This window comes from Knoellia sp. Soil729 (genome assembly GCF_001427985.1).
In the GTDB taxonomy this organism is placed as follows: Bacteria; Actinomycetota; Actinomycetes; order Actinomycetales; family Dermatophilaceae; genus Knoellia.
In genome coordinates this window covers 1,152,741-1,174,143 of sequence record NZ_LMSA01000002.1, presented here as the reverse complement: position 1 = coordinate 1,174,143, position 21,403 = coordinate 1,152,741, and the positions used below count along the sequence as shown (strand labels likewise).

Sequence of the window (21,403 nt, the reverse complement as noted above, 5' to 3'; positions counted from 1 at the left end):
GGCCGTTGGTCCAATCGATGCTATCCGGCGGGGCTGTGGTGACTCGTGAGGCTGGCGTGAAGGTTGTCGTAGGGCGCAGGTGGTTCCGGTGCTCGTGCGTTGCTCGAAAGGGGGTGTCTTTGCTGCACCACGTGATGCGCCGAGCGGGTGGATCTCCGCTCAGTCCTCAAGACGGAAGTTGAACACCCCTGCGTCGAAGTGGTTGTAGTCCTCATAGTCCACCAGGTCGTAGAGGTCGCGCCGGTGCTGCATCTCGCCCAACCGGGATGCAAGGGATCCCTCCCGCTGCAGCGTGTCCAGAGCCAGCTCGGCTGCTCCCATGGCCATCCGCAGCAGGGATACGGGCCAGATCACCATGTTGACGCCGACCTCCCTGAGTTGCGTCGTCGTGAACAGGTCGCTCTTGCCGAACTCGGTCATGTTGGCCAGCATCGGTACGTCCAGCTGGGCCCGCATCCTTTCGAACTCGGCCAGCGTCGACAGGGCCTCCGGGAAGATGGCATCGGCCCCGGCGTCGACGAGCCGCTTGGCCCGCACCACCGCTGCCTCGAACCCGTCCACCGCCCGGATGTCGGTCCTTGCCATGATGAGGAAGTTGGGGTCGCGGCGCGCATCCGCGGCCGCACGGATCCGCTGGATCGCCGTCGTCTCACCCACGACCTGCTTGCCGTCGAGGTGGCCGCACCGCTTGGGGTTGACCTGGTCCTCGATGTGCAGGCCGCAGAGCCCGGCGTCCTCGAACTCCTGGACGGTGCGAGCGACGTTCATGGGTTCACCGAAGCCGGTGTCCGCATCGGCGATCGCCGGCAGGTCCGTGACGCGGGCGATCTGGCGGTTGCGTCCCGCAACCTCGGTCAGGGTGGTGAGACCGATGTCGGGCAGACCGAGGTCGGCACTGAGCACGGCGCCGGAGACATAGACCCCGTCGAAGCCCTTGCGCTCGATCAGCTTGGCAGACAGCGGGTTGAAGGCTCCGGGAAACTGCAGGAGCTCTCCGGAAGCCAACCGTTCCCGCAGGTGCCTGCGTTTGTCCGCTGGTGTGGTCCTGGCGTAGAGCACGTTGCTCCTTCGGTGTCGATGAAGCGTCGGTCAGAAGAGGCCGGGGGGCCCATCCAGGCGGAGCATGTCGGGTCCGGCGGTGAAGCTCAGCTGACGGACCTCGTCGGGAGAGAGCTCGGGCAGTCGCAGGGCCAGGCCGAGGAACCGTTCGACCTCGGCCTCGCCGATGGTCGGCACGGCAAGCATCCGGAACTTGTGGACGTAGTCCTCACGGGCGAAGGGCCTGGCTCCGGCCGGATGGGCATCTGCCACCGAGATCTCGTCGATGACCTGGGTGCCGTCCCTCAGGGTGATGACGACCCGCCCGCCGTACGATTGGGAGTCGCCGCCGTCGTGGTAGCGCCGAGTCCATTCGGGGTCCTCGACGGTGGTGACCTTCTGCCACAGCGCCACGGTGTCGGGGCGCTGCGCCCGCGTCGCGGCATACGACTTCTCGTGGTGCCAGACGCCGTCCTGGAGCGCGACAGCCAGGATGTAGGGCAGCGAGTGGTCGAGTGTTTCGCGCGAGGCGAACGGGTCGTACTTCTGGGGGTCACCGGCCCCGGAGCCGATGACGAAGTGGGTGTGGTGGGAGGTGTGGACGACGATGCTTTCCACCTGCTCAGGGTCTCCCACTGCGGGGTGCTCGCGCAGCAGCTTGCGGGCGAGGTCGATCCACGCCTGCGCTTGGTACTCGGCCGAGTGCTCTTTGGTGTAGCTGAGGAGGATGGCCTCCTTGGCCTCACCAGGCTCTGGCAGGGGCACGTCGTAGCCGCCCTCCGGGCCGTCGAGGAGCCAGGCGATGACGCCGTCCTCCCCCTCGTAGATCGGCGCCGGGCTGGACTCCCCACGCATCGCACGGTCGACCGCCTCGACGGCGATCTTGCCAGCGAAGCCCGGGGCGTAGGCCTTCCACGAGGAGATCTCGCCCTTGCGCGACTGCCTCGTGGTCGTGGTGGTGTGCAACGCCTGCCCGATGGCTTGATGGATCGTCGCGGTCGAGAGCCCCAGCAGCGTCCCGATCCCGGCGGCCGCCGACGGTCCGAGATGGGCGATGTGGTCGATCTTGTGCTGATGCAGGATTATCGAGCGCACCAGGTCGATCTGGAGCTCGTAACCGGTCGCGATGCCGCGGACGAGGGCGTGCCCGTCCTTGCCCACGTGCTGGGCGACAGCCAGGACCGGAGGGGTGTTGTCACCGGGGTGCGAGTAGTCCGCTGCGAGGTAGGTGTCGTGGTAGTCGAGCTCGCGAACGGCCACCCCGTTGGCCCACGCTGCCCACTCTGGGCTCACGCGCTGGTCCAGTGCGAGCCCGAACACAGTCGAGCCCTGGCCGTTGCGGCTGGGTGGGTGGGTGGCGGCCTGCTCGCGCGCGGAAGAGACGGCTGGCCGGGTGATTGAGGCCGCGGCGACTGCGGCGTTGTCGATGAACCTGTTGACGATCATCTGCGTGGCAGAAGATGAGACCTCGACCGGGTCTGCGGCAACCTCCGCCATCGCCCAAGCGAGCTGTTGCTCGCGCGGAAGTTGCTCATCGCTGCGGTGGACGCGGACGTGGTGCTCTCTCATCGATCTCTCCTTGGTCTGAGGGGGTCGGGGTGCCGTGCGGGCGCGCGCATTCCGTCGCCTTCAGGCTGGATTACCCAGACCCGCGAAGGCCTGCCGGAAATGCTCAAGACTGTTGTGTATGTGGACGTGTGTGGCGTGCAACGCCAGAGCCGTGTCCCCGCCGGCGATGGCCGAAGCGATCAACGCATGCTCGAGGGCAGATGCAGTCAAGCGTTCCGGCGAGGACCCTGCCTTACGCCGAACTCGCGCGACATGGGTCCGTAGACCCTCCATGGCGTCGACGAGGTAGGGGTTTGCCGCCGCGACGTTGATGGCCTCGTCGAAGCGCCGGATGAGGCCGTAGTAGTCACGGACCGCGTCCTTGTCGAGCGAGGGCGACCTCAGCACCGGGACCGCACTCCGGAACTCCTCCGCGAAATCGACGAAGACTGACCGCTTGCCGCGAAGGGCTGCGAGTTGAGCGGCCTGCGCCTCGAGGCAGGCTCGCATCTCGAAGAGTGACTCGACGTCCTGGTCGGAGACGTCGGTGACGACGCTCCCACGGCCGCCACCGGGCTCGACGAGTCCCTGCGCGACAAGACGACCGATGGCCTCCCGGACAGGGGTCCGAGAGACCCCCAGGCGGCTGGCCTGCTCCACCTCGTAAAGGGTGGATCCGGCGGCGATGCTGCCGTCCAGGATCTCGGATCGCAGCTGCTCGTAGGCTCGTGCACTGGCGGAGAGCGGCTTCGACGGCATGAGGCTGAGTGTATACATAGCGCAACACGCAACGCCAAGGACGCCGCTCAGCCCTTGCTTTCACGGTGGCTTATGTATACGTTGCGTGCGTTGGACACCGTCGTCGAACCTCAAGGAAGCCCACATGAAGACCCACACCCTCGTTGCGACACTTGCCGCAGCGGCGAGCGCCCTGGCCCTCACGGCCTGCGGCTCCGACAGCAGCGGTTCCACGGACTCCGAGGCGTCCGGCGGCAGCGCCGCCACTGCCGAGTTCACCCAGCTCAACCGCCTCGAGATCATCGCCCCGGCCGCCCCCGGCTCCGGGTGGGACCAGACCTCGCGCGCCGTCGCCGACGCGCTCAAGACCGCCGACATCGCCAAGTCGGCCGAGGTGAAGAACGTGCCGGGCGCCTCCGGCACGGTGGCCCTCGCCCAGGTGGCCCCGCAGAAGGGCAAGAAGGACCTGCTCGTCGCCTCCGGCCTGGCGATGATGAGCGGAGTCATCAGCAATGGGACCGACGTCACCCTCGACGACCTCACTCCCGTGGCGCGTCTCATGGGCGAGTACGAGGTGATCGTGACGCCCAAGGACTCGGCCTTCAAGAGCCTCGACGACCTCTTCGCGGCCATCAAGGCGAACCCGAAGTCCGTGGCGATCGCGGGAGGCTCGGCCGGAAGTGCCGACCACATCTTCATCGGCCTGCTCGCCCAGCATTACGGGGTCAAGCCCACCGACGTGAACTACGTGCCCTACAGCGGTGGTGGCGAGGCCACGACCGCTCTGCTTGGCAACAAGGTCCAGGCCGGCGTCTCCGGACTCAACGAGTTCTCGGAGCAGATCAAGAACGGCAAGCTCAACGGGCTCTTCATCTCCTCGCCCAAGGACGTCGACGGCGTGACCTTCGCGCAGAACGCCACTGCGGTCGACCCCAAGCTCGAGTTCCAGAACTGGCGCTCGATGATGGCTCCCAAGGACATCGACGCCGGTCTCAGGACGCAGTACGTCGCGGCGATGAACAAGATGCACGAGTCCCAGCCCTGGCAGGACGCCGTCAAGAAGAACGCCTGGAACGACAACTTTTTGGCGGGTGACGAGTTCGGCACTTGGCTCGCGGAGGAGAACACCCGGGTCAAGAGCGTGCTGACCGACCTCGGTCTGGCCAAGTAGCACCGCGGGTCGGCGCCCACCCAACGCCGTCGGTGCGTCCTGCAGATGACCAGCAGGGCGCACCGACGCACCCTTCACCGAGGCGAGGAAGAGATGACGACCGACGCAACGACCCTGGCTCAGCAGGACGGGCGGCGAAGGCGCGGTCAACCCTGGGGTGAGTGGGCCATCTCCCTCGCCCTTGCCGCCATGGGTGCCGTGGTCTTCCTCGACGGCTTCACCCAGGACGAGTCACGTTCGGCCTCCGGGGTGGGGGCCGGTTTCATGCCGGAGGTGATCGGTGTCCTGATGCTTGCCCTGGGCGTGCTCCTCTGCGTCCAGGTGGCCAGGGGCCAGCTCGGGGAGGCGGATGCCGCCGAGGGTGACATCGACGTCACCATGACGCGCTGGGTGCCGTTCGCGGTCTGCATCGCGGCAGTCGTCTTCTTCATCCTCACCGTCGAGCTGCTCGGCTACGTCGTCGTCAGCTCGGTCGCCTTCTGGCTCACCGCAGCGGCCCTGGGAGCGCGCAGCCACCTCAAGTCGGCCTTCATCGCCGTCGTGCTGTCCCTCGTCGTCTATCTCGCCTTCACCCGTCTGCTCGACATCACGTTGCCCGCGGGCATCTTCGAAGGAGTGCTCTGATGGACGGAGTCGAGGGCCTGCTCGGAGGCCTGGTCCACGCGCTCACACCCGAGAACCTGCTCTTCGCCCTGATCGGGACGTTCGTCGGAACCCTCATCGGTGTGCTTCCCGGTATCGGCCCGGCGCTCACGATCGCGCTGCTCCTGCCCATGACCTACGGCCTGGAGCCCACCGCCGCGTTCATCATGTTCGCGGGCATCTACTACGGGGCGATGTATGGCGGGTCCACGACGTCGATCCTGCTCAAGACGCCCGGTGAGTCCGGCTCGGTTATCACCGCCATCGACGGCAACAAGATGGCGCGACGAGGCAGGGGTGCCGCCGCGCTCGCGACCGCGGCCATCGGCTCGTTCGTCGCGGGGACCATCGCCACGCTGATGCTGGCGTTCTTCGCGCCGTGGATGGTCGAGATCGCGGTCAAGCTCGGCGCCCAGGACTACTTCGCGCTGATGGTTCTGGCCTTCCTGACGGTGAGTGCGCTCGTCGGCAGCTCCCCCTTGCGCGGTCTGCTCTCGATGAGCCTGGGGCTCGTCGTCGGTCTCATCGGCATCGACTTCCAGAGCGGTCAGCAGAGGCTGGTGTTCGGGCAGGCCAGGCTCCTGGACGGGATCGACACCGTCGTCCTGATCGTCGCCCTGTTCGCGGTGGGCGAGGTGCTCTACGTCGCAGCCCACCAGTCCAGCCTGGGCTTCGACATGCTCGACCTCGCCAAGAAGGGCCAGAAGTGGATGACCCGCGAGGACTGGCGACGGTCGTGGCGGCCCTGGTTGCGCGGCACGGCGGTGGGCTTCCCCCTGGGCGTCATACCTGCTGGCGGTTCTGAGATCCCGACGTTCCTGTCGTACTCGATGGAACGCAAGCTCTCGAAGAACCCCGAGGAGTTCGGGCACGGGGCGATCGAGGGCGTGGCCGGCCCCGAGGCCGCCAACAACGCCAACGCGGCCGGGACGCTGGTGCCGCTGCTGACGCTCGGCATCCCGACATCGGCCACCGCGGCCGTCATCCTCGTGGCGTTCCAGCAGTACGGCATCCAGCCCGGACCCCAGCTGCTCAGCACGCAGGGCGACCTGGTGTGGGGACTGATCGCGTCCCTCCTCGTGGCGAACGTCATCCTGCTCTTCCTCAACCTCCCCCTCATCGGACTGTGGGTGAAGATCCTGCACATTCCGAAGCCGTACCTCTTTGCCGGGATCATGGCCTTCGCGCTTCTCGGGACGTATGCCGTCAACGCCTCGGCGTTCGATGTGGGTGTGCTCCTCGTGTTCGGCCTGGTCGGCTACCTGATGAGGCGGTTCGGCTTCCCGGTGTCACCGCTGATCGTCGGCGCGATCCTGGGCCCGCTCTCCGAGGTCCAGTTGCGTCGGGCGCTCGACATTGCTGGCGGGGACGTGACCACGCTCGTCAACACGCCCTTCACGATCGTCGTCTACGGCACGCTGGCGGTGGTTCTGGCGGGCGGTTGGTACCTGCGCAGTCGCAAACCGAGCCGGAACGAGATCAGCGAGGCGAACGCCTCGGACGACGACGGTACGTGAGCCGCACCCTCAGGGCCGTCCTGGCGCACGCCTTCTTCCTGCAGCTGGCGGCATACATCGTTCGTCCGACGTCGGCATACCGGGCGATCGAGCTGGGCGTGAGCCCGGGACTCGTGGGTCTGATCGCAGCGAGCTTTGCCGTGGTGCCACTCGCCCTTGCGGTGTTCATCGGGCGGTGGAACGACAGGGGCCGCCAGTACGTAAGCATGTGGCTGGGCGCGCTGATCATGATCGGTGCCGGGATCGGGCTCCTGTGGTCGTCGTCCCTGGCAGCACTGCTCTGGTGGAACGCCGCGATCGGTCTGGGGCACCTGATGAGCGTGATCGGCGAGCAGGGGCTGGTCGCCCGCGCGGGTGATGGCCGCCTGGACTCGGCGTTCGGCACCTACACCTTCTTCGGGACCCTGGGCCAGGCGGCCGCTCCAGCGCTGCTGGGTGTGATCGGTGGGGCGGCCGTCATGCCGGACACCCGGGCCCTCATCGTCTGTTATGTCGCAGCGTGTGCGGTGATGTTCCTCGTGACGTTGCTCCTGCGGGGCGGGCGCAGCAGCGCGTTGCCCGTGGACCGACCCAGCTCGTTCGCTGAGGTGTTGCGGGTCCCCAATGACGTGCGCCGCCGGATGACGGGGGCGATGTTGGTGTCGATGCTCGTTCTCGCAGCGGTCGACCTCATCCAAGTCTACCTGCCGGCACTCGGCGTCGAACGCGAGATGTCGGCCTGGACCGTGGGGCTCCTCCTCACCCTGCGTGCCTGCGCCACGATGGTGTCGCGGCTGGGGTTGTCGCGGCTGACAGAGCGCTACGGCAGGTCCCGGCTCGTCACCACGTCCTGCGTGGTGGCGGGGCTGTCCATCGCGCTGGTGGCCGCGCCCGTCAACCCGGTCCTCCTGGGCGTCGTGCTGGTCGTTGCTGGCTTCGCCCTGGGTGTCGGGCAACCCGTGTCGATGTCCATCGTCGCCGTGGCGGCACCGCCCGGGACGACCTCGACCTGGCTGGCCCTGCGCCTGAGCGCGAACCGGCTGGGTCAGTCCGTCATCCCGGTGGGCCTGAGCGCGCTCACCGGGAGCATCGGGACGGGCGGCATCTTCGTCGTGACGGCTGCGGGGTTGCTGCTCACCGGGGTCGCGTCACGACTGCTGATCTCCCCCGATCCCTGACGGAGGAGTGCCGCGTGCGCCGGAGGCGATGACTCGCGACGCGGTGAGCGACACGATTCCCCCCGACCTGTGCCCCGTCCACGAACTCGGCTGAGACAGTTGGGGGTATGAGGTCCTACTGCGCGGTCTATGTCGACGTCGGCTACCTGCTCGCCTCCGCGGCGACCCGGGTCACCGGATCCTCACTGCGCAGCGGCATCGAGGTCGACTACGCGGGCCTCATCGCGGGCCTCGTCGCCCAGGTCGAGGCCGACTCGGGACTGCCCCTGCTGCGCGTCAACTGGTACGACTCCGGCTCGCGCTCGGGTGGCCAGCCCGACTACCACCAGGACCAGATCGGGCTCCTGCCCCGCATCAAGCTGCGCCTGGGACGACTGTCGTATGCCGGGGAGCAGAAGGGCGTGGACGTGCGCCTGGGTCTCGACCTCGCTCTGCAGGGGCGGGCCCGGGTCGCCGACGTGGTCTACCTCGTCTCGGGGGACGACGACCTCACGGAGGCGGTCGAGGAGGCGCAGAGCGCCGGCGTGCAGGTCGTCCTGTTGAGCGTGCCGCGGCACGACGGCCAGGGCTATGCCGTGTCCAAGCACCTGCGCCGGGCCGCCGACGGCGAGCAGCCCATCGACGCGAAGGTCATCGACGCGTGCGTTCGCTCGCGGGCCCTGGCGGAGGGGCTGCTGCCGAAGCCTGAGGAGGGCGACACCGGGGCTGATGTCGGGGGCGATGTCGAGGCTGTGGACGCTGAGGATGCTGGGGTCGGGCAGGAGGCGGCGGCCAGCGCGGTCGGTACTGACGATGCCTCGGTGCCGACCGACGAGGTCGGGGCTGTCGACCAGCCCCAGCAGCCCGAGCCGGAGGGGGAGGTGGAGAACTCGGTGACCACACCGGTCGCTGAGTCGCAGGGGTCCGCGGAGCGCGAACCCGTCTCGCAGGAGGCTCCAGCTGTTCCGGACACCGTGGCCAAGGCGGGCATCCCCACTCCGGCGATGCTCGGGCGCAAGCGCGCGTCAGAGGTCGTGCTGCCCTCGGCCGAGCCCACGTGGTCGACGTCGTCGGGTGACGAGCCGGTCGTGGACGAGCACGGTGAGTTCAACCCCGAGCTCATCGACACGGTGGCCAAGGCGGTCATCGCCTCGTGGTGCCGGACCGCGACCCCCGAGACCCTCCTGGCGCTGCGGCAGGCCAAGCCGATGATCCCGGGCGAGCTCGACCGGGCGTTGCTGCACGACCTGTCGAGCCGGGCCGGTGTCTATGACATCGACGACGCGAGCCGGCACGAGGTGCGCGAACGCTTCTGGTTCCACGTCGCCCGCATCCGCCTCGCCTGAGCCCCACCAACCCTGACTGATTGCGCGTTCGGACAGTGCGTCCGGCCCCCAACCCCCGACTGATTGCGCGTTCGGATAGTGCGTCCGGCCCCCAACCCCCGAGTGATTGCGCGTTCGGGCAGTGCGTCCGGCCCCCGGGCAAGGGAGACCGCCGCATCGGAGGCTGATGCGGCGGTCGGTTCGGGGTGGTCAGCGGAGCCAGGTGTTGCCGACGATCCGGCTCCACCAGCGGCCGACTCCGAGCTTGTCGCCAGCGAAGGTGTACGCGAGGGCGATGAGGCCGAGAGCTTCGATCCAGTGGCTGTCGAACAGCGGGTTGGTGAAGTCCTCACCACCGCGTCCGAGCGGGAACTCCGCGAAGTACATGAGGGCCAGGAGCAGGGTGCCTCCCCATGCGGCGATCTTCATGCCGGCTCCGAAGAGGAAGGCGATGCCGATGCCGAGCAGGCCGAACATGAACAGGTAGTCCCAGATGCCACCAGCGAAGTTGGCGAAGAAGCCCCCGAAGGGCCCGTCGACGACGGCCGGGTTCTTGGTGAGGAAGCCGGTGGTCGGTGATCCTCCGTTGACCCAGGCGTTCGCCTCCTTGGTGGTGTAGCCGAGCCCGAAGAGCTTGTCGAGGAACGGCCACAGGAAGGTGAACCCGAGGACGATCCGCAGGCCGACGAGGGCCCACTGGGCGATGGGGTTGCGCACGACGTCCTCGAGGTGAGGCATGTCGGTGCGGGTGGTGGTCGCGGCTTCCCGGACCACCGAGGCGTTCTTGGTGGTGTGCATGATGTCTACCTCCGGTTGGGGTGGTCCGGTGGTGGAATCACCTCCGGTACAACCAACGTAGGCAGAGGGGCTCCGGAGCGGATGGGACATAGGTCCCGGCTCTTGCGCTGGCACCGTGCGACTCGCGTCACACCCCTCCCAGAGCCGCCAGACCCGCGACTGATTGCCCGTTCGGACCGGCCAAACGCGCAATCAGTGGAGGGGAGGGACTGGCCGAACGCGCAATCAGTGGAGGGGAGGGACTGGCCGAACGCGCAATCAGTGGAACGGAGGGACTGGCCGAACGGGCAATCAGTGCGACGTGGGGAGGCCGAGATGCTCGAGGATCGCCGGGGTGATGGTTCCGGGCTGCTCGTCGTTGGCGAGGTGGGCCGACTCGGGAACGACGAGGAGGTGGCCGTCCTGCACCGAGCTCGCGATGAGCTCGAGGTGGAGCGGCGGCGTCGCCGGGTCGTCGGCTCCGGCGATCGCCAGCGTGGGGGCGGAGATCGAGGGCAGGTCGGAGCGCAGGTCCATCGTCGCGATCGCCTCGCAGCAGCCGGCGTAACCCTCGGCCGGGGTGGACGAGACCGTCGCCACGGCGGCCTGGACCCGCTCGGTCTGCGACGCGAGGAACGCGGGCGAGTACCAGCGCGCGACGACTGCGTCAGCAACGGCCCCCGTGCCGCTCTCGCGCACCGTGGCGGCGCGGTCGAGCCATCCCTGCGCCGGTTCGAGCAGCGGCGAGCTGCACAGGACGACGAGCCGGTCGATGCGCTCGGGGTTGCGGGCCGCCAGGCGCATCCCGGTCATGCCACCGAGCGAGAGGCCGACGAAGTGGACCCGACCCAGGTGGAGCCGGTCGAGCAGGGCGATGACGTCGTCGGCGAGGTCGTCGATCGAGTACGGCCCGGGCACGACCGGTGACCCCCCGTGGCCACGGGTGTCGTAGCGCACGACGCGCGCGACCCGGCTTAGCTCAGCGACCTGGGCCTCCCACATCGACGTCGTGGCACCGAGCGAGTTCGACAGCACGACCGTCGGCGCATCGGCGGGCAGGGAGTCAGAGGCGTCGATCCGGTGGGCAACCTCGACCGCGCCCGCACCCACACGAGCACCCATCAGGCCACCCGCTCGAAGACCGCGGCCAGGCCCTGCCCGCCGCCGATGCACATCGTCTCGAGGGCGTACTGCCCCTCGCGCCGCAGCAGCTCGTGGGCCAGGGTCGCGAGGATGCGTCCACCGGTCGCGCCAACCGGGTGACCCAGCGAGATACCGGAGCCGTTCACGTTGACCTTCTCGATCTCGGCGTGGGTCAGGCCCCACTCGCGGATGCAGGCGAGAACCTGTGACGCGAACGCCTCGTTGAGCTCGATGAGGTCGAGGTCGGCGAAGGTCAGCCCGGCGCGCTCGAGAGCCAGGCGCGCGGCCGGCACGGGACCCATGCCCATGAGCTCGGGCTCGACACCGGTCACGGCCCACGACTTCAGGCGCAGCATCGGGTCCCACCCGCGGCGGTCGGCCTCGGCCGAAGTCGTCACGATGCAGAGCGCGGCCCCGTCGTTCTGCCCGCTGGCGTTGCCGGCGGTGACGGTGGACTCGGAGTCGAGCCTGCCGCGGATGGGGCGCAGCCCGGAGAGCACTTCGGCGGTCGTCTCGGGGCGGGGGTGCTCGTCCACCGACACGGTGACCGACGTCCCGCGCTTGCCGAGGACGGTCACCGGCACGATCTCGTCGTCGAAGGATCCAGCCGCAACCGCTGCGGCAGTGGCCTGCTGGGACCGCAGCGCCCACGCGTCCTGGTCCTCGCGGCTGACGCCGTAGCGCTCCCGCACGTTCTCCGCCGTCTCGATCATCCCGCCCTCGATCGGGTGGTCGCGGCCGCCGGCGGTGACACGGGCCCGGGCCAGGCGGTCCATGAGCTGGACCCCGTCACCGCGGACGCCGTCGCGCAGGCCCAGGGCATAGTGCTCGACCTGCGACATGGACTCCACCCCGCCAGCCACGACGGTGGTGGCACCTCCGGTCGCAACCTGCGTCACGGCATACAGGACCGCCTGCAGTCCAGAGCCACAGCGGCGGTCGACCTGGACACCGGGGACGCTCGTGCCCAGCCCGGCGTCGAGCGCGGCGATGCGTCCGATCGCCGGGGCCTCGCCGTTGGGGTAGCACTGGCCGAGGATCACGTCGTCGACGTCGCCCTCCCCCAGACCCGTGCGGTCGGCCAGCTCGCGCAGCAGCCCACCCACGAGGTCGGCGGCGCTCAGGCTCGCGAAGGCGCCGCCGAACCGCCCCACGGGAGTGCGCAGGGGCGAGCAGATGACGACATCGTCGAGGGTCATGCTCGCGAGCCTAGGACGGGCGATCAAGACGGTCCAATACTCATTCCGGCTCAACTATGACGCGAAAAGTCTGGACAGCCGGTATGCCGGGTGCCTACCTTCGCGGGTATGGAGCTTCGCCACCTGCGCTACTACGTCGCCGTCGCCGAGGAGCGCCACTTCGGCCGGGCCGCCGCGCGTCTGCACATGGCGCAGCCCCCGCTGTCGCAGCAGATCAAGCAGCTCGAGGCCGAGATCGGGGTCCAGCTCCTCACCCGTTCCACCCGTCGGGTCGAGCTCACCCCGGCCGGTGAGCGCTTCCTCGACCGGGCCCGCGCGATCTTGGCGGACGTCGACGACGCGGGTGACGAGGCTCAGCGGGTCGCGGCGGGAGAAGTGGGGCGGGTGTCGCTCGGGCTCATCGGGTCGGCCACCTATGAGCTGCTGCCCACGATCGTCCCGGTGCTGCGCGAGCAGTGTCCCGAGCTCGAGCTCGACCTCCACGGCGAGATGCTGACCCCAGCCCAGGAGGAGGGACTGCGCGACGGCAGCCTCGACATCTGCATCCTGCGGCCGCCGGTGCGCGACCCCGGCCTGCGGGTGCGGGTCCTGCGGCGGGAGGCGCTTGTCGTCGCCCTGCCCGCCTCGCACCCCCTCGCTCATCGGGAGCGCATCCGGCTCGAGGACCTGCGGGACGAGCCCTTCATCACCTATCCATCGCGCCACCGCTCGGTGGTCCACGACTCGATCTTCGACGCCTGCCAGCGAGCGGGCTTCGTGCCACGCGTCGTGCAGGAGGTGCAGGAGACCTCGACGCTGGTCGTCTTCGTCGCTGCGGGGCTGGGGGTGGCGCTCGTGCCCGAGCCGGTGCGCGCTCTGTCGATCGCCGGTGCCGTCTATCGCCCGCTCGAAGGTGGGGGCGAGTTCGTCGAGCTGGCCGTCGCGACGCGTGAGACCGAGAGCTCGCCCCACGTGGCGCGCGTGCTCGCCTGCCTGCGCACGCTCCTCGCTCCACCCGCGACCGCGCTTGCGTCTGCGGATCCGGTGGGTCCAGCAGCCGCATCCGCAGACGCAACGCGGGCGGACGGCATACCCACGCCCTCGCAGAGCGAGGGTTGAGAGGCGTTGCGTCTCAGTCGCAACGAATTGCGTACTTCACACGACCTGATCTCAGGAGCAGACTACCCCTATCCGGACAACGACGCCGGCGCGAGAGGGAGAGCACGTGAAGATCACCGCGATCGAGGCGATTCCGTACGCGATCCCCTACCGCAAGCCCCTGCGCTTCGCGAGCGGCGAGATCCTGGCCGCGGAGCACGTCCTCGTGAGGGTGCACACCGACGGTGGTCTCGTCGGCCAGGCCGACGCCCCGCCCCGCCCCTTCACCTACGGCGAGACCCAGGCGTCGGTCACCTCGGTCATCCGCGACTTCTTCGCCCCGGCCATCACCGGAGTCGGCATCCTCGAGCGCGAGGTCGTCCACGCCCGGATGGACCGCACGGTCGCCAACCCCGTGGCCAAGGCAGCCATCGACATGGCGATCTGGGACGTCATCGGCCAGTCCCTCAACGCCTCGGTCAGCGAGCTGCTCGGCGGCTACACCGACCGCCTGCGCGTCTCGCACATGGTCGGCTTCGCCCCTCCCGAGCAGATGGTCGCCGAGGCCGAGCGCATCCGCGACGAGTACGGCATCACGACGTTCAAGGTCAAGGTCGGTCGGGACCCCTTCACGGACGACGTCGCCGCCGTCCGCGCCCTGCGTGAGGCGATGGGCCCCGACGTCGAGCTCTACATCGACGGCAACCGGGGTTGGACGGCCCGCGACTCCGCCCGCGCGCTGCGCCAGATGGTCGACCTCGACCTCACCTTCGCCGAGGAGCTCTGCCCCGCCGACGACGTGCTCGGCCGCCGCTGGCTCGTCTCGCAGAGCACCATCCCGATGTTCGCCGACGAGAGCGTCGCCCGCCCCGGCGAGGTCACCCGCGAGCTGCTCAGCGGCTCCGCCACCGGCATCAGCATCAAGACCTCCCGCACCGGCTTCACGACGAGCCAGCGACTCGTCGGCCTCTGCGAGGGCCTGGGGGTCGACGTCGTCATCGGCAACCAGATCGACACCCAGATCGGCTCGCTGTGCGCCGCCGCGTTCGGCGCCGCCTTCCCCCTCACCGCCCGGCGGCCCGCCGAGCTGTCGAACTTCCTCGACCAGACCGACGACCTCCTCGCCGAACCCCTCGAGATCGCCGACGGGGAGCTCCGGGTCCGCCAGGGCCCCGGCCTCGGCATAGCCATCGACGAGGACAAGCTCGCGCACTACCGCACCGACAGCTGAACCCCCTCTCGACGGCAACGACGCCGTCATCCCAGAAAGGCACGCTCATGACCGACCAGCTCACCGAGAAGGACGCCAAGGCAGCCGAGACCGGCGCCAACGCAACCCGCTACTTCCAGGAGAAGTCCAAGTCCGGCGCACAGGTCGACCCGGAGCGTGTCTCCACGGTCGCCGGTGCCGCCCTCAAGGCACTGCACGACGTCATCCGCGAGCACGACGTCACCTACGACGAGTACGACGCCCTCAAGAGCTGGCTCATCCGCGTGGGTGAGGACGGCGAGTGGCCGCTCTTCCTCGACGTCTTCGTCGAGCACGTCGTCGAGGAGACGGTCAACAAGGAGCGCGACGGCAGCAAGGGCAGCATCGAGGGCCCGTTCTACGTCCCCAACGCCCCGCAGCTCGGCGCCGAGGGCACGCTGCCCATGCGCGACGAGGAGCCCGGCACCCCGCTCGACTTCGGTGGCACCATCACCGACTGCGACGGCAAGGCCCTGCCCGGTGCGGTCATCGAGCTCTGGCACGCGGACGACGTGGGCTTCTACAGCCAGTTCGCCCCCGGCCTGCCCGAGTGGAACCTACGCGGCACCTTCACCGCTGGCGACGACGGCCGCTTCATGGCCCACACGATGCAGCCCGCGCCCTACCAGATCCCCCACGACGGGGCCACGGGTCAGCTCATCGCCGCGGCCGGCTGGCACGCCTGGCGTCCCGCCCACCTGCACCTCAAGGTCGCAGCCCCGGGCTACCAGACGATCACCACGCAGCTCTACTTCGAGGGCGGCGAGTACCTCGACTCCGACATCGCCTCCGCGACCAAGCCCGAGCTGATCCTCGCCCCGACCCCCAAGGCCGACGGCAGTGGCGTCGAGGTCACCTACGACTTCGCGCTCGCCCAGGCCTGAGGACAGACATGCTGTATGCCGTGACGATGGATGTCGACATCCCTCGCGACCTCGACGAGGCCGTGAGGACCGAGACGCTCGCGCGTGAGAAGGCCTACTGCCAGGACCTGCAGCGCGCGGGTGAGTGGCTGGAGATCTGGCGGCTGCCCGGCCGCTACGCCAACCTCAGCATCTTCGACGTGGGCGACCACGACCGGCTCCACGAGATCCTGTGGAACCTGCCGCTGTTCGCGTTCATGACGATCGACGTGCAGCCACTCGCCGCTCACCCCTCGGCGCTGCCAGCTGGCGAACGCTCGGGCGAGCAGCGCTGATGGTCGACATCGTCGCCACGGCCGCCGAGGCTGTCGCCGGCATCGGTGACGGCGCAACGGTCATGGTCGGCGGGTTCGGAGCGGCCGGTCAGCCCGTCGAGCTGATCGACGCCCTCATCGAGGGTGGCGCCCGCGAGCTGACCATCGTCAACAACAACGCCGGCAACGGCGACCTCGGCCTCGCGGCCCTCATCCGTGAGGGCCGGGTCCGCAAGGTCATCTGCTCCTTCCCGCGGCAGAGCGACTCCTGGCACTTCGACGAGAAGTACCGCGCCGGCGAGATCGAGCTCGAGCTCGTCCCGCAGGGCAACCTCGCCGAGCGAATTCGCGCTGCTGGAGCCGGTATCGGTGCGTTCTTCACACCGACCGGCTTCGGCACGATGCTCGCCGAGGGCAAGGAGGTCCGGGAGATCGACGGACGCCAGCAGGTACTTGAGTACGCACTGCGGGCCGACGTCGCGCTGGTCAAGGCGCATGTCGCCGACGAGGCGGGCAACATCACCTATCGCAAGACCGCCCGCAACTTCGGACCGATCATGGCGGCTGCCGCGGCCACGACGGTCATCCAGGTGAACGAGGTCGTGCCGATCGGCGGCATCGACCCCGAGAACGTCGTCACGCCCGGCATCTATGTCGACCGCGTGGTCCGCGTGACTCCAAGAGAGGGTGCAGAGCGATGACGGCCAACGGCCAGCCAATCGACAAGAACGGCATGGCTGCCGCGGTGGCGGCGGACATCCCCCACGGGTCGTTCGTCAACCTCGGCATCGGCCTGCCGACCACCGTGTCGAACCACCTCGCCGCCGACTCCGGCGTCACGCTCCACACCGAGAACGGGATGCTCGGCATGGGCCCCGAGGCGCACGGTGACGAGGTCGACCCCGACCTCATCAACGCCGGCAAGATCCCGGTGACCGAGCTCCCGGGAGCCTCCTACTTCCACCATGCCGACTCGTTCGCGATGATGCGCGGCGGCCACCTCGACGTGTGCGTCCTCGGTGCCTACCAGGTGTCGGCGGCTGGCGACCTCGCCAACTGGCACACCGGCAAGCCCGGCGCCATCCCGGCGGTCGGCGGTGCGATGGACCTTGCCCTGGGGGCCAAGGAGACCTACGTGATGATGACGCTCCTGACCCGTGACGGTGCGCCCAAGCTGGTGCCGGAGTGCAGCTTCCCGCTCACCGCCGTCCAGTGCGTCAAGCGCGTCTACACCGACCTCGCGACCTTCGCCATCACGCCCGGTGGGGTCGAGGTCCGCGCCCTGCACGGCACTTCCTTCGCCGACCTCAAGGCGCTCCTCGACGTCCCCCTCCTCGACGCCACCGCCCGCTGACACCCGCTGCACCCCCCACTGATTGCCCGTTCGGCCTGGCCGAACGGGCAATCAGTGGTGCGCGGGCACCGGCCGAACGGGCAATCAGTGGCTCAAGGGGGTGCCCAAGCGATCGCGGGCGGCTCGGCCCCGGCGCTCCACGGGCACGGTGCCGGTGACCCTGCCCAGGCCGACCCGGGCGCCGTTGCCATAGATCGTCTCGACGTGTCCGGCCGGGACGGCATAGGTCTCGTGCCAGATGCCCACGGCGCCCGGGCTCCTGCGCGCCGCGGCGTTGAACGCGCGCCACGCGGGCAGGTGGGCTCGCTCGTTCATCCGCGCGTAGTCGTAGAGCTGCTCCGTACTCCTCCACCACTGGATGACCCACGGGCCACGCGCGCCCAGAAGGGTTGTGGCGCCGAGGAATCCGAGGTCCTCGACCTCTCCACGTGCCGCCGCCGCCTTGTTGCGCTCGAGCTCGGCGAGCATCGTGGGCATGGCGGTGAAAACCGGCATCCACAGGTCCGGACGATGCCACTTGCGGACCGTCATCCCGATGTGGAACACGACGACCTCGCCGTCATGGGCGTGCGTCGTGCGGACGATGTGGTCGTTCATGGCGACTCCCGGGTCGGATAGGCGAACTATCCCAGTTTGGAGAGCGTTACTATCCGATGTCAAGAGTTTCGGAAGGAGGGAGGTATGCCGTGCGGCTGGCGGAGCTGTCCGAGCGCACCGGCGTCTCGGTCGCGACCCTGAAGTACTACCTGCGCGAGGGGCTGCTCCACCCCGGCGCCACGGTGTCGCGGACCCAGGCCGACTACGGCGACTCGCACGTCGAGCGGGTGCGACTCGTGCGGGCCCTCAGTGAGGTGGGCGGTCTGTCGCTCGCCACAGTCGGGCGGGTCCTCGAGGTCATCACCACTCCCGGGCAGGACTGGATCACCGTGCTGGAGACGGCGCAGCGCTCCCTCGTCCGTCCGCGAGAGCCCGGCGCGGACGACGACGGCCAGGGACGTGCGTCTCCCTGGCTGCAGTCACGCGACTGGCACGTCGACCCGCACGACCCGTTCCTCGACGAGCTCGACCGGGCCTGGCTCGCCTGCGACCACGCGGGAATCGGCCTCGATGAGGAGCGCATGGACCACTACGCCGACCAGGTCGTGGGCATCGCCGAGATCGACGTGGCAAGCGTCCCGGCCGATCCCGAAGGTGCCGTGCGGCAGGTCGTCCTGGGCACCATCCTGCTCGACCCGGTGCTCTCGGCCCTGCGCAAGCTGGCCCAGCAGCACGTCTCGATGACTCGGACGCAGAGGCCATGAAGGTCAACATCTTCGCCGCGGGCTCGCGTGGCGACGTCCAGCCGATGGTGGCGCTCGGCGTCGGGCTGTCGCGGGCGGGCAACGACGTCACGGTCTGCGCCGGCGACGACTTCGAGGACCTCGTCACCCGCCACCGCCTCGGCTTCGTGCCGGCCGGCGTGCGCATCGGCGAGCTCATCGAGTCGCCCCTGGGCGTGGAGTGGCTCGGCCACTCCAGCAGCAGCCCCGTTCGCGAGCTCTCCGCCCTGCGCCGCTTCGTGCGGGGCTCGACCCGGGGGTATGCCGGCGCGCTCGTCCCGCTCGCCGGCTCCGCGGACCTGTGGGTGAGCGGGATCCTCACCGTGCACACCGTCGACGCGTTGGTATCGGTCGGTGGTGGGCGCCATGTGGTCGCCGAGCTCGCCCCGATGCGTGCGACACGGTTGGGGGCGGCGACGCTCCAGCCGGTATTCGCCGCCAGGTCGTCGCTCGCCAATGCCCTTGCGGGACAGGCGACCCTGCAGGCGGTGGCGTCGGCGTTCGCCCTGCCCGGTGACCGGGTGCGAGCCGAGCTGGGACTCCCCGCGACCGGACGACGAGGGTTCCTCGACGCGGTCCGCCGCACGCCCGGGCTGCTCGCGGCCTCCCCTCTCGTCGTCCCTCCGGCGCCCGACTGGAGGGGCAACCCGCAGGTGACCGGCTACTGGTTCCTGGACGAGAAGGCCACGCAGACACCGCAACCGGAGCTCACGGCATACATCGAAGGGGGTCCACGACCCGCCTATGTGGGCTTCGGGTCGATGTCGACCCGCGAGGCGGAGCCGCTGAGCGCCGTTGTCGCGCAGGCAGCACGTGCCGCCGGGGTGCGCGTCATGCTCCACGCGGGTGCTGCCGGGCTCGAGTCCAAGGACGAGCGATGGGTGAGGGTCGTGGACGACGTGCCGCACGAGTGGCTGTTCGCGCAGGTGGCCGGGGTGGTGCACCACGGTGGTGCGGGGACGACCGCGGCGGCCCTGCGCGCGGGGGTGCCTCAGGCGGTGGTGTCCCACATCGGTGACCAGCCCTACTGGGGCAGGCGGGTGCACGAGATCGGCGTCGGTGCGCGCCCGATCCGGCGGTACGCCCTGTCGGTGGAGTGGCTCACCGAGGTGCTGCGTGGCTTCGCACGCGGGGAGTGCGGTGCCCGGGCGGCATCGGTCGGTGAGGAGATCCGGCGCGAGGACGGCGTCGGGCGGGCTGTCGAGCTCCTCGGCTGACACGGTCGCATTTGGAGAGACGCCGGTGTCTGCGGCACACTGGACCAGTTCCCAGCGCAAGTGGCGGAACGGCAGACGCGCTGCGTTCAGGTCGCAGTGTCCGAAAGGGCGTGGGGGTTCAAATCCCCCCTTGCGCACAACATGTCGTCTCACGACATCGGCGACACCCCGAACCCTTGAGGTTCGGGGTGTTTCGCGTTCTGCGGTGCGTCAACGGCAAAGCGCCCCACTCCGGATCCGGGGTGGGGCGCCCTGTGGTGCTCGGGTCGATCAGGCCATGGCGGGTGCGGGGGCAGCCCCGCCGAGCCGGACCTCCAGGGCCGCGGGCACGCGGCGCAGGTGCAGCAGCCCGAGCAGGCTGAGCAGGACCAGGAGACCAGCGCCTGCGAAGGCGGCCATGGCGCCGTAGCTGGCGATGGTGGCCATGGTGCCGAAGGCGTAGGCGTTGAGGAGCATGCCGCGCAGGGTGTTGCCCATGAACAGGGACTGGCGCAGGTCACCGAGCTCCTTGACCTTGGCCGGGTCAGCGTTGGCGGACTTGGTCAGGGCCATGAACTCGCCAGAGACCTCCTCGTAGGTGCGTCCGTTCGAGGACTTGTTCATGTGGACGAGGATGTAGTGGTCGGCGAAGGCCTTGGCCTGGGCGCCGGTGGTCAGCTCCTGTCCGGCGTACTGCGACAGGTAGGGCTTGATGGCCGGGTCCTCGATGGCCTTGCCGCTGGGCATCGTGATCCGCTGGGCGACCAGCTGGCTCTGCACGTTGTCGGAGACGAAGCTGCTGGCCCAGGACAGCAGGCCACCTCCGGCCAGGAGGACTGCGGCCACGACCAGGCCGACAGTGGTGAGTAGTGCGTCGAAGGTACGACGTCGCATGGTGTGCTCCCGCAATGCTGTGGGGGTGGTTGGTTCCCCATGTCCTTCACCCGTTCGGGCACTTCCAATATCGGTCCTGCGAAAGCGGCCCAATAAGGCCTTTGGTCCCGACCTTGTGAAAACTTTCACGCGCCCTTGCGAACCCTCTGCGCCACTGGGCTGACGGCTGCCACACACTGCCTTCGAGGCAGCGGAACCGAGGTGGCCTAGGCCCAGCGGGATTGAAGGCGCATACTGGACCCAATGGCAACCTCTTCTTCAGGCCCCCGTCCGCGGCACGCCAACAGCCCCTTCAAGGCTCAGCCCGAGCTCGTGGCCGAGACCTATGTGCTCGGCGACCGCGTGGTGCATGACTCCCACGGCGTGGGGCGCGTGCTCAGCGTGGACGCGGGCGGCCTCACGGTGGACTTCACCGACAAGACATTGCGGATCGCCACCCCCTGCCGCAAGATGACGAAGTTCTAGACCCTTTGGGTTGGGCGTCGCCCAGCGCCTCAGCGGCCGGCCATCGGCCAGAGCGTGCGGGGCACGACCAGGCACCACGCGTCGAGGACCAGCTCCCGCATCCGCTCCTCCTCGAGCGCCGCGAGCCAGCACTCGACCCAGTTGAAGCGCAGCTCCGACGGTCGCGGCAGAAAGAACACGTCGGGCTCGGTCTCGACCAGGGCGGCTCGCTCCTCCTTGGGGAACGCGAACCCCATCTCCGTCTCCTCGGGGTTGAACGCAAGCCACACGATGCTGCCGACGCGGAACTTCACCCGGTCACGCACGATCGCCTCATAGCTGCGAGGCAACCCCTGCGCCACTGAGCGGACATCGGCGACCGTGACCGGCATACGCCCAGAATGGCACTGCGAACCAACAACGGGATGGCTTCGGCGCATCGCGGCCCCCAGGACGGCG

23 protein-coding genes and 1 tRNA gene are annotated in these 21,403 nt (G+C 69.1%); 15 read left to right on the top strand and 9 right to left on the bottom strand.

Annotation, left to right across the window (positions count from 1 at the left end; all coding sequences use genetic code 11):
• Positions 1–159 precede the first annotated feature (159 nt).
• From prpB to ASG74_RS10555, 3 genes are read right to left on the bottom strand one after another with little or no spacing between them, the layout of a single operon-like run.
• Positions 160–1,059 (bottom strand): methylisocitrate lyase, encoded by a 900-nt coding sequence (gene prpB / locus ASG74_RS10565; protein WP_056142543.1) that lies wholly within the window; start codon positions 1,057–1,059, stop codon positions 160–162.
• A gap of 30 nt (positions 1,060–1,089) precedes the next feature.
• Positions 1,090–2,607 (bottom strand): MmgE/PrpD family protein, encoded by a 1,518-nt coding sequence (locus ASG74_RS10560; RefSeq protein WP_056142541.1) that lies wholly within the window; start codon positions 2,605–2,607, stop codon positions 1,090–1,092.
• A 60-nt stretch (positions 2,608–2,667) separates the two neighbouring features.
• Entirely contained in the window at positions 2,668–3,345 is a 678-nt protein-coding gene (locus tag ASG74_RS10555; protein WP_056143504.1) for a GntR family transcriptional regulator, read from the bottom strand.
• A gap of 124 nt (positions 3,346–3,469) precedes the next feature.
• On the opposite strand from ASG74_RS10555, the gene ASG74_RS10550 reads away from it, so the two are divergent.
• From ASG74_RS10550 to ASG74_RS17205, 5 genes are all read left to right on the top strand, one after another.
• Positions 3,470–4,495 (top strand): Bug family tripartite tricarboxylate transporter substrate binding protein, encoded by a 1,026-nt coding sequence (locus ASG74_RS10550; protein ID WP_056142536.1) that lies wholly within the window; start codon positions 3,470–3,472, stop codon positions 4,493–4,495.
• A gap of 93 nt (positions 4,496–4,588) precedes the next feature.
• Entirely contained in the window at positions 4,589–5,119 is a 531-nt protein-coding gene (locus tag ASG74_RS10545) for a tripartite tricarboxylate transporter TctB family protein (protein WP_056142534.1), read from the top strand.
• Positions 5,119–6,654 (top strand): tripartite tricarboxylate transporter permease, encoded by a 1,536-nt coding sequence (locus ASG74_RS10540; RefSeq protein ID WP_056142530.1) that lies wholly within the window; start codon positions 5,119–5,121, stop codon positions 6,652–6,654. The genes ASG74_RS10545 and ASG74_RS10540 overlap by 1 nt, the downstream gene beginning before the upstream one ends.
• Positions 6,651–7,811 (top strand): MFS transporter, encoded by a 1,161-nt coding sequence (locus ASG74_RS10535; protein WP_056142527.1) that lies wholly within the window; start codon positions 6,651–6,653, stop codon positions 7,809–7,811. Before ASG74_RS10540 ends, ASG74_RS10535 begins: the two co-directional genes overlap by 4 nt.
• A gap of 107 nt (positions 7,812–7,918) precedes the next feature.
• Positions 7,919–9,136 carry an NYN domain-containing protein gene (locus tag ASG74_RS17205; RefSeq protein WP_056142524.1) on the top strand — a complete coding sequence of 406 codons (1,218 nt, stop codon included), beginning with the start codon at positions 7,919–7,921 and terminating at the stop codon, positions 9,134–9,136.
• A gap of 189 nt (positions 9,137–9,325) precedes the next feature.
• On the opposite strand, the gene ASG74_RS10525 is transcribed toward ASG74_RS17205, so the two are convergent.
• The 3 genes from ASG74_RS10525 to ASG74_RS10515 all read right to left on the bottom strand — a co-directional run bounded on the left by ASG74_RS10525 (position 9,326) and on the right by ASG74_RS10515 (position 12,234).
• Positions 9,326–9,913 (bottom strand): hypothetical protein, encoded by a 588-nt coding sequence (locus ASG74_RS10525; RefSeq protein WP_056142519.1) that lies wholly within the window; start codon positions 9,911–9,913, stop codon positions 9,326–9,328.
• A gap of 291 nt (positions 9,914–10,204) precedes the next feature.
• Positions 10,205–11,014: a 3-oxoadipate enol-lactonase gene (gene pcaD / locus ASG74_RS10520; protein ID WP_056142515.1), complete on the bottom strand. Its 810-nt coding sequence runs from the start codon at positions 11,012–11,014 to the stop codon at positions 10,205–10,207.
• A complete protein-coding gene (locus tag ASG74_RS10515) occupies positions 11,014–12,234 on the bottom strand; it encodes an acetyl-CoA C-acetyltransferase (RefSeq protein ID WP_056142513.1) in 1,221 nt (406 codons plus the stop codon). The genes pcaD and ASG74_RS10515 overlap by 1 nt, the downstream gene beginning before the upstream one ends.
• 108 nt (positions 12,235–12,342) lie before the next feature.
• On the opposite strand from ASG74_RS10515, the gene ASG74_RS10510 reads away from it, so the two are divergent.
• The 6 genes from ASG74_RS10510 (at position 12,343) to ASG74_RS10485 (ending at position 17,091) form a co-directional block, all read left to right on the top strand.
• Positions 12,343–13,332 carry a LysR substrate-binding domain-containing protein gene (locus tag ASG74_RS10510; RefSeq protein ID WP_082569651.1) on the top strand — a complete coding sequence of 330 codons (990 nt, stop codon included), beginning with the start codon at positions 12,343–12,345 and terminating at the stop codon, positions 13,330–13,332.
• A gap of 106 nt (positions 13,333–13,438) precedes the next feature.
• Complete coding sequence (locus ASG74_RS10505; RefSeq protein WP_056142510.1) at positions 13,439–14,542, top strand: mandelate racemase/muconate lactonizing enzyme family protein; 1,104 nt, start codon at positions 13,439–13,441, stop codon at positions 14,540–14,542.
• A 47-nt stretch (positions 14,543–14,589) separates the two neighbouring features.
• On the top strand, positions 14,590–15,444 hold the full coding sequence (gene catA, locus ASG74_RS10500) for a catechol 1,2-dioxygenase (RefSeq protein ID WP_056142507.1): 855 nt from the start codon (positions 14,590–14,592) through the stop codon (positions 15,442–15,444).
• A gap of 20 nt (positions 15,445–15,464) precedes the next feature.
• Complete coding sequence (locus ASG74_RS10495; RefSeq protein WP_268766030.1) at positions 15,465–15,758, top strand: muconolactone Delta-isomerase; 294 nt, start codon at positions 15,465–15,467, stop codon at positions 15,756–15,758.
• Positions 15,758–16,438: a 3-oxoacid CoA-transferase subunit A gene (locus ASG74_RS10490; protein ID WP_056142502.1), complete on the top strand. Its 681-nt coding sequence runs from the start codon at positions 15,758–15,760 to the stop codon at positions 16,436–16,438. Before ASG74_RS10495 ends, ASG74_RS10490 begins: the two co-directional genes overlap by 1 nt.
• Entirely contained in the window at positions 16,435–17,091 is a 657-nt protein-coding gene (locus ASG74_RS10485) for a 3-oxoacid CoA-transferase subunit B (protein ID WP_056142497.1), read from the top strand. The genes ASG74_RS10490 and ASG74_RS10485 overlap by 4 nt, the downstream gene beginning before the upstream one ends.
• Before the next feature lie 84 nt (positions 17,092–17,175).
• Here ASG74_RS10485 and ASG74_RS10480 read toward each other — a convergent pair whose 3' ends face one another.
• Positions 17,176–17,688 carry a DUF4188 domain-containing protein gene (locus ASG74_RS10480; RefSeq protein WP_200942562.1) on the bottom strand — a complete coding sequence of 171 codons (513 nt, stop codon included), beginning with the start codon at positions 17,686–17,688 and terminating at the stop codon, positions 17,176–17,178.
• 56 nt (positions 17,689–17,744) lie between these two features.
• Between ASG74_RS10480 and ASG74_RS10475 the strand changes: the two genes are divergently transcribed.
• The 3 genes from ASG74_RS10475 to ASG74_RS10465 all read left to right on the top strand — a co-directional run bounded on the left by ASG74_RS10475 (position 17,745) and on the right by ASG74_RS10465 (position 19,764).
• On the top strand, positions 17,745–18,392 hold the full coding sequence (locus ASG74_RS10475) for a MerR family transcriptional regulator (protein ID WP_235498888.1): 648 nt from the start codon (positions 17,745–17,747) through the stop codon (positions 18,390–18,392).
• Positions 18,389–19,627, top strand: a complete 1,239-nt coding sequence (locus ASG74_RS10470; protein WP_056142490.1) for a glycosyltransferase — start codon at positions 18,389–18,391, stop codon at positions 19,625–19,627. The genes ASG74_RS10475 and ASG74_RS10470 overlap by 4 nt, the downstream gene beginning before the upstream one ends.
• Positions 19,628–19,681: 54 nt before the next feature.
• A tRNA-Leu gene (locus tag ASG74_RS10465) sits at positions 19,682–19,764 on the top strand.
• Between the two features lie 133 nt (positions 19,765–19,897).
• On the opposite strand, the gene ASG74_RS10460 is transcribed toward ASG74_RS10465, so the two are convergent.
• Entirely contained in the window at positions 19,898–20,500 is a 603-nt protein-coding gene (locus ASG74_RS10460) for a hypothetical protein (protein WP_056142487.1), read from the bottom strand.
• 243 nt (positions 20,501–20,743) lie between these two features.
• Here ASG74_RS10460 and ASG74_RS17200 point away from each other — a divergent pair, with 243 nt between their 5' ends.
• The gene (locus tag ASG74_RS17200) at positions 20,744–20,965 is read left to right on the top strand and encodes a hypothetical protein (RefSeq protein ID WP_056142482.1); all 222 of its coding nucleotides are present in this window, start codon (positions 20,744–20,746) and stop codon (positions 20,963–20,965) included.
• A 29-nt stretch (positions 20,966–20,994) separates the two neighbouring features.
• On the opposite strand, the gene ASG74_RS10450 is transcribed toward ASG74_RS17200, so the two are convergent.
• The gene (locus ASG74_RS10450; RefSeq protein ID WP_056142480.1) at positions 20,995–21,336 is read right to left on the bottom strand and encodes an MmcQ/YjbR family DNA-binding protein; all 342 of its coding nucleotides are present in this window, start codon (positions 21,334–21,336) and stop codon (positions 20,995–20,997) included.
• Positions 21,337–21,403: the final 67 nt, after the last annotated feature.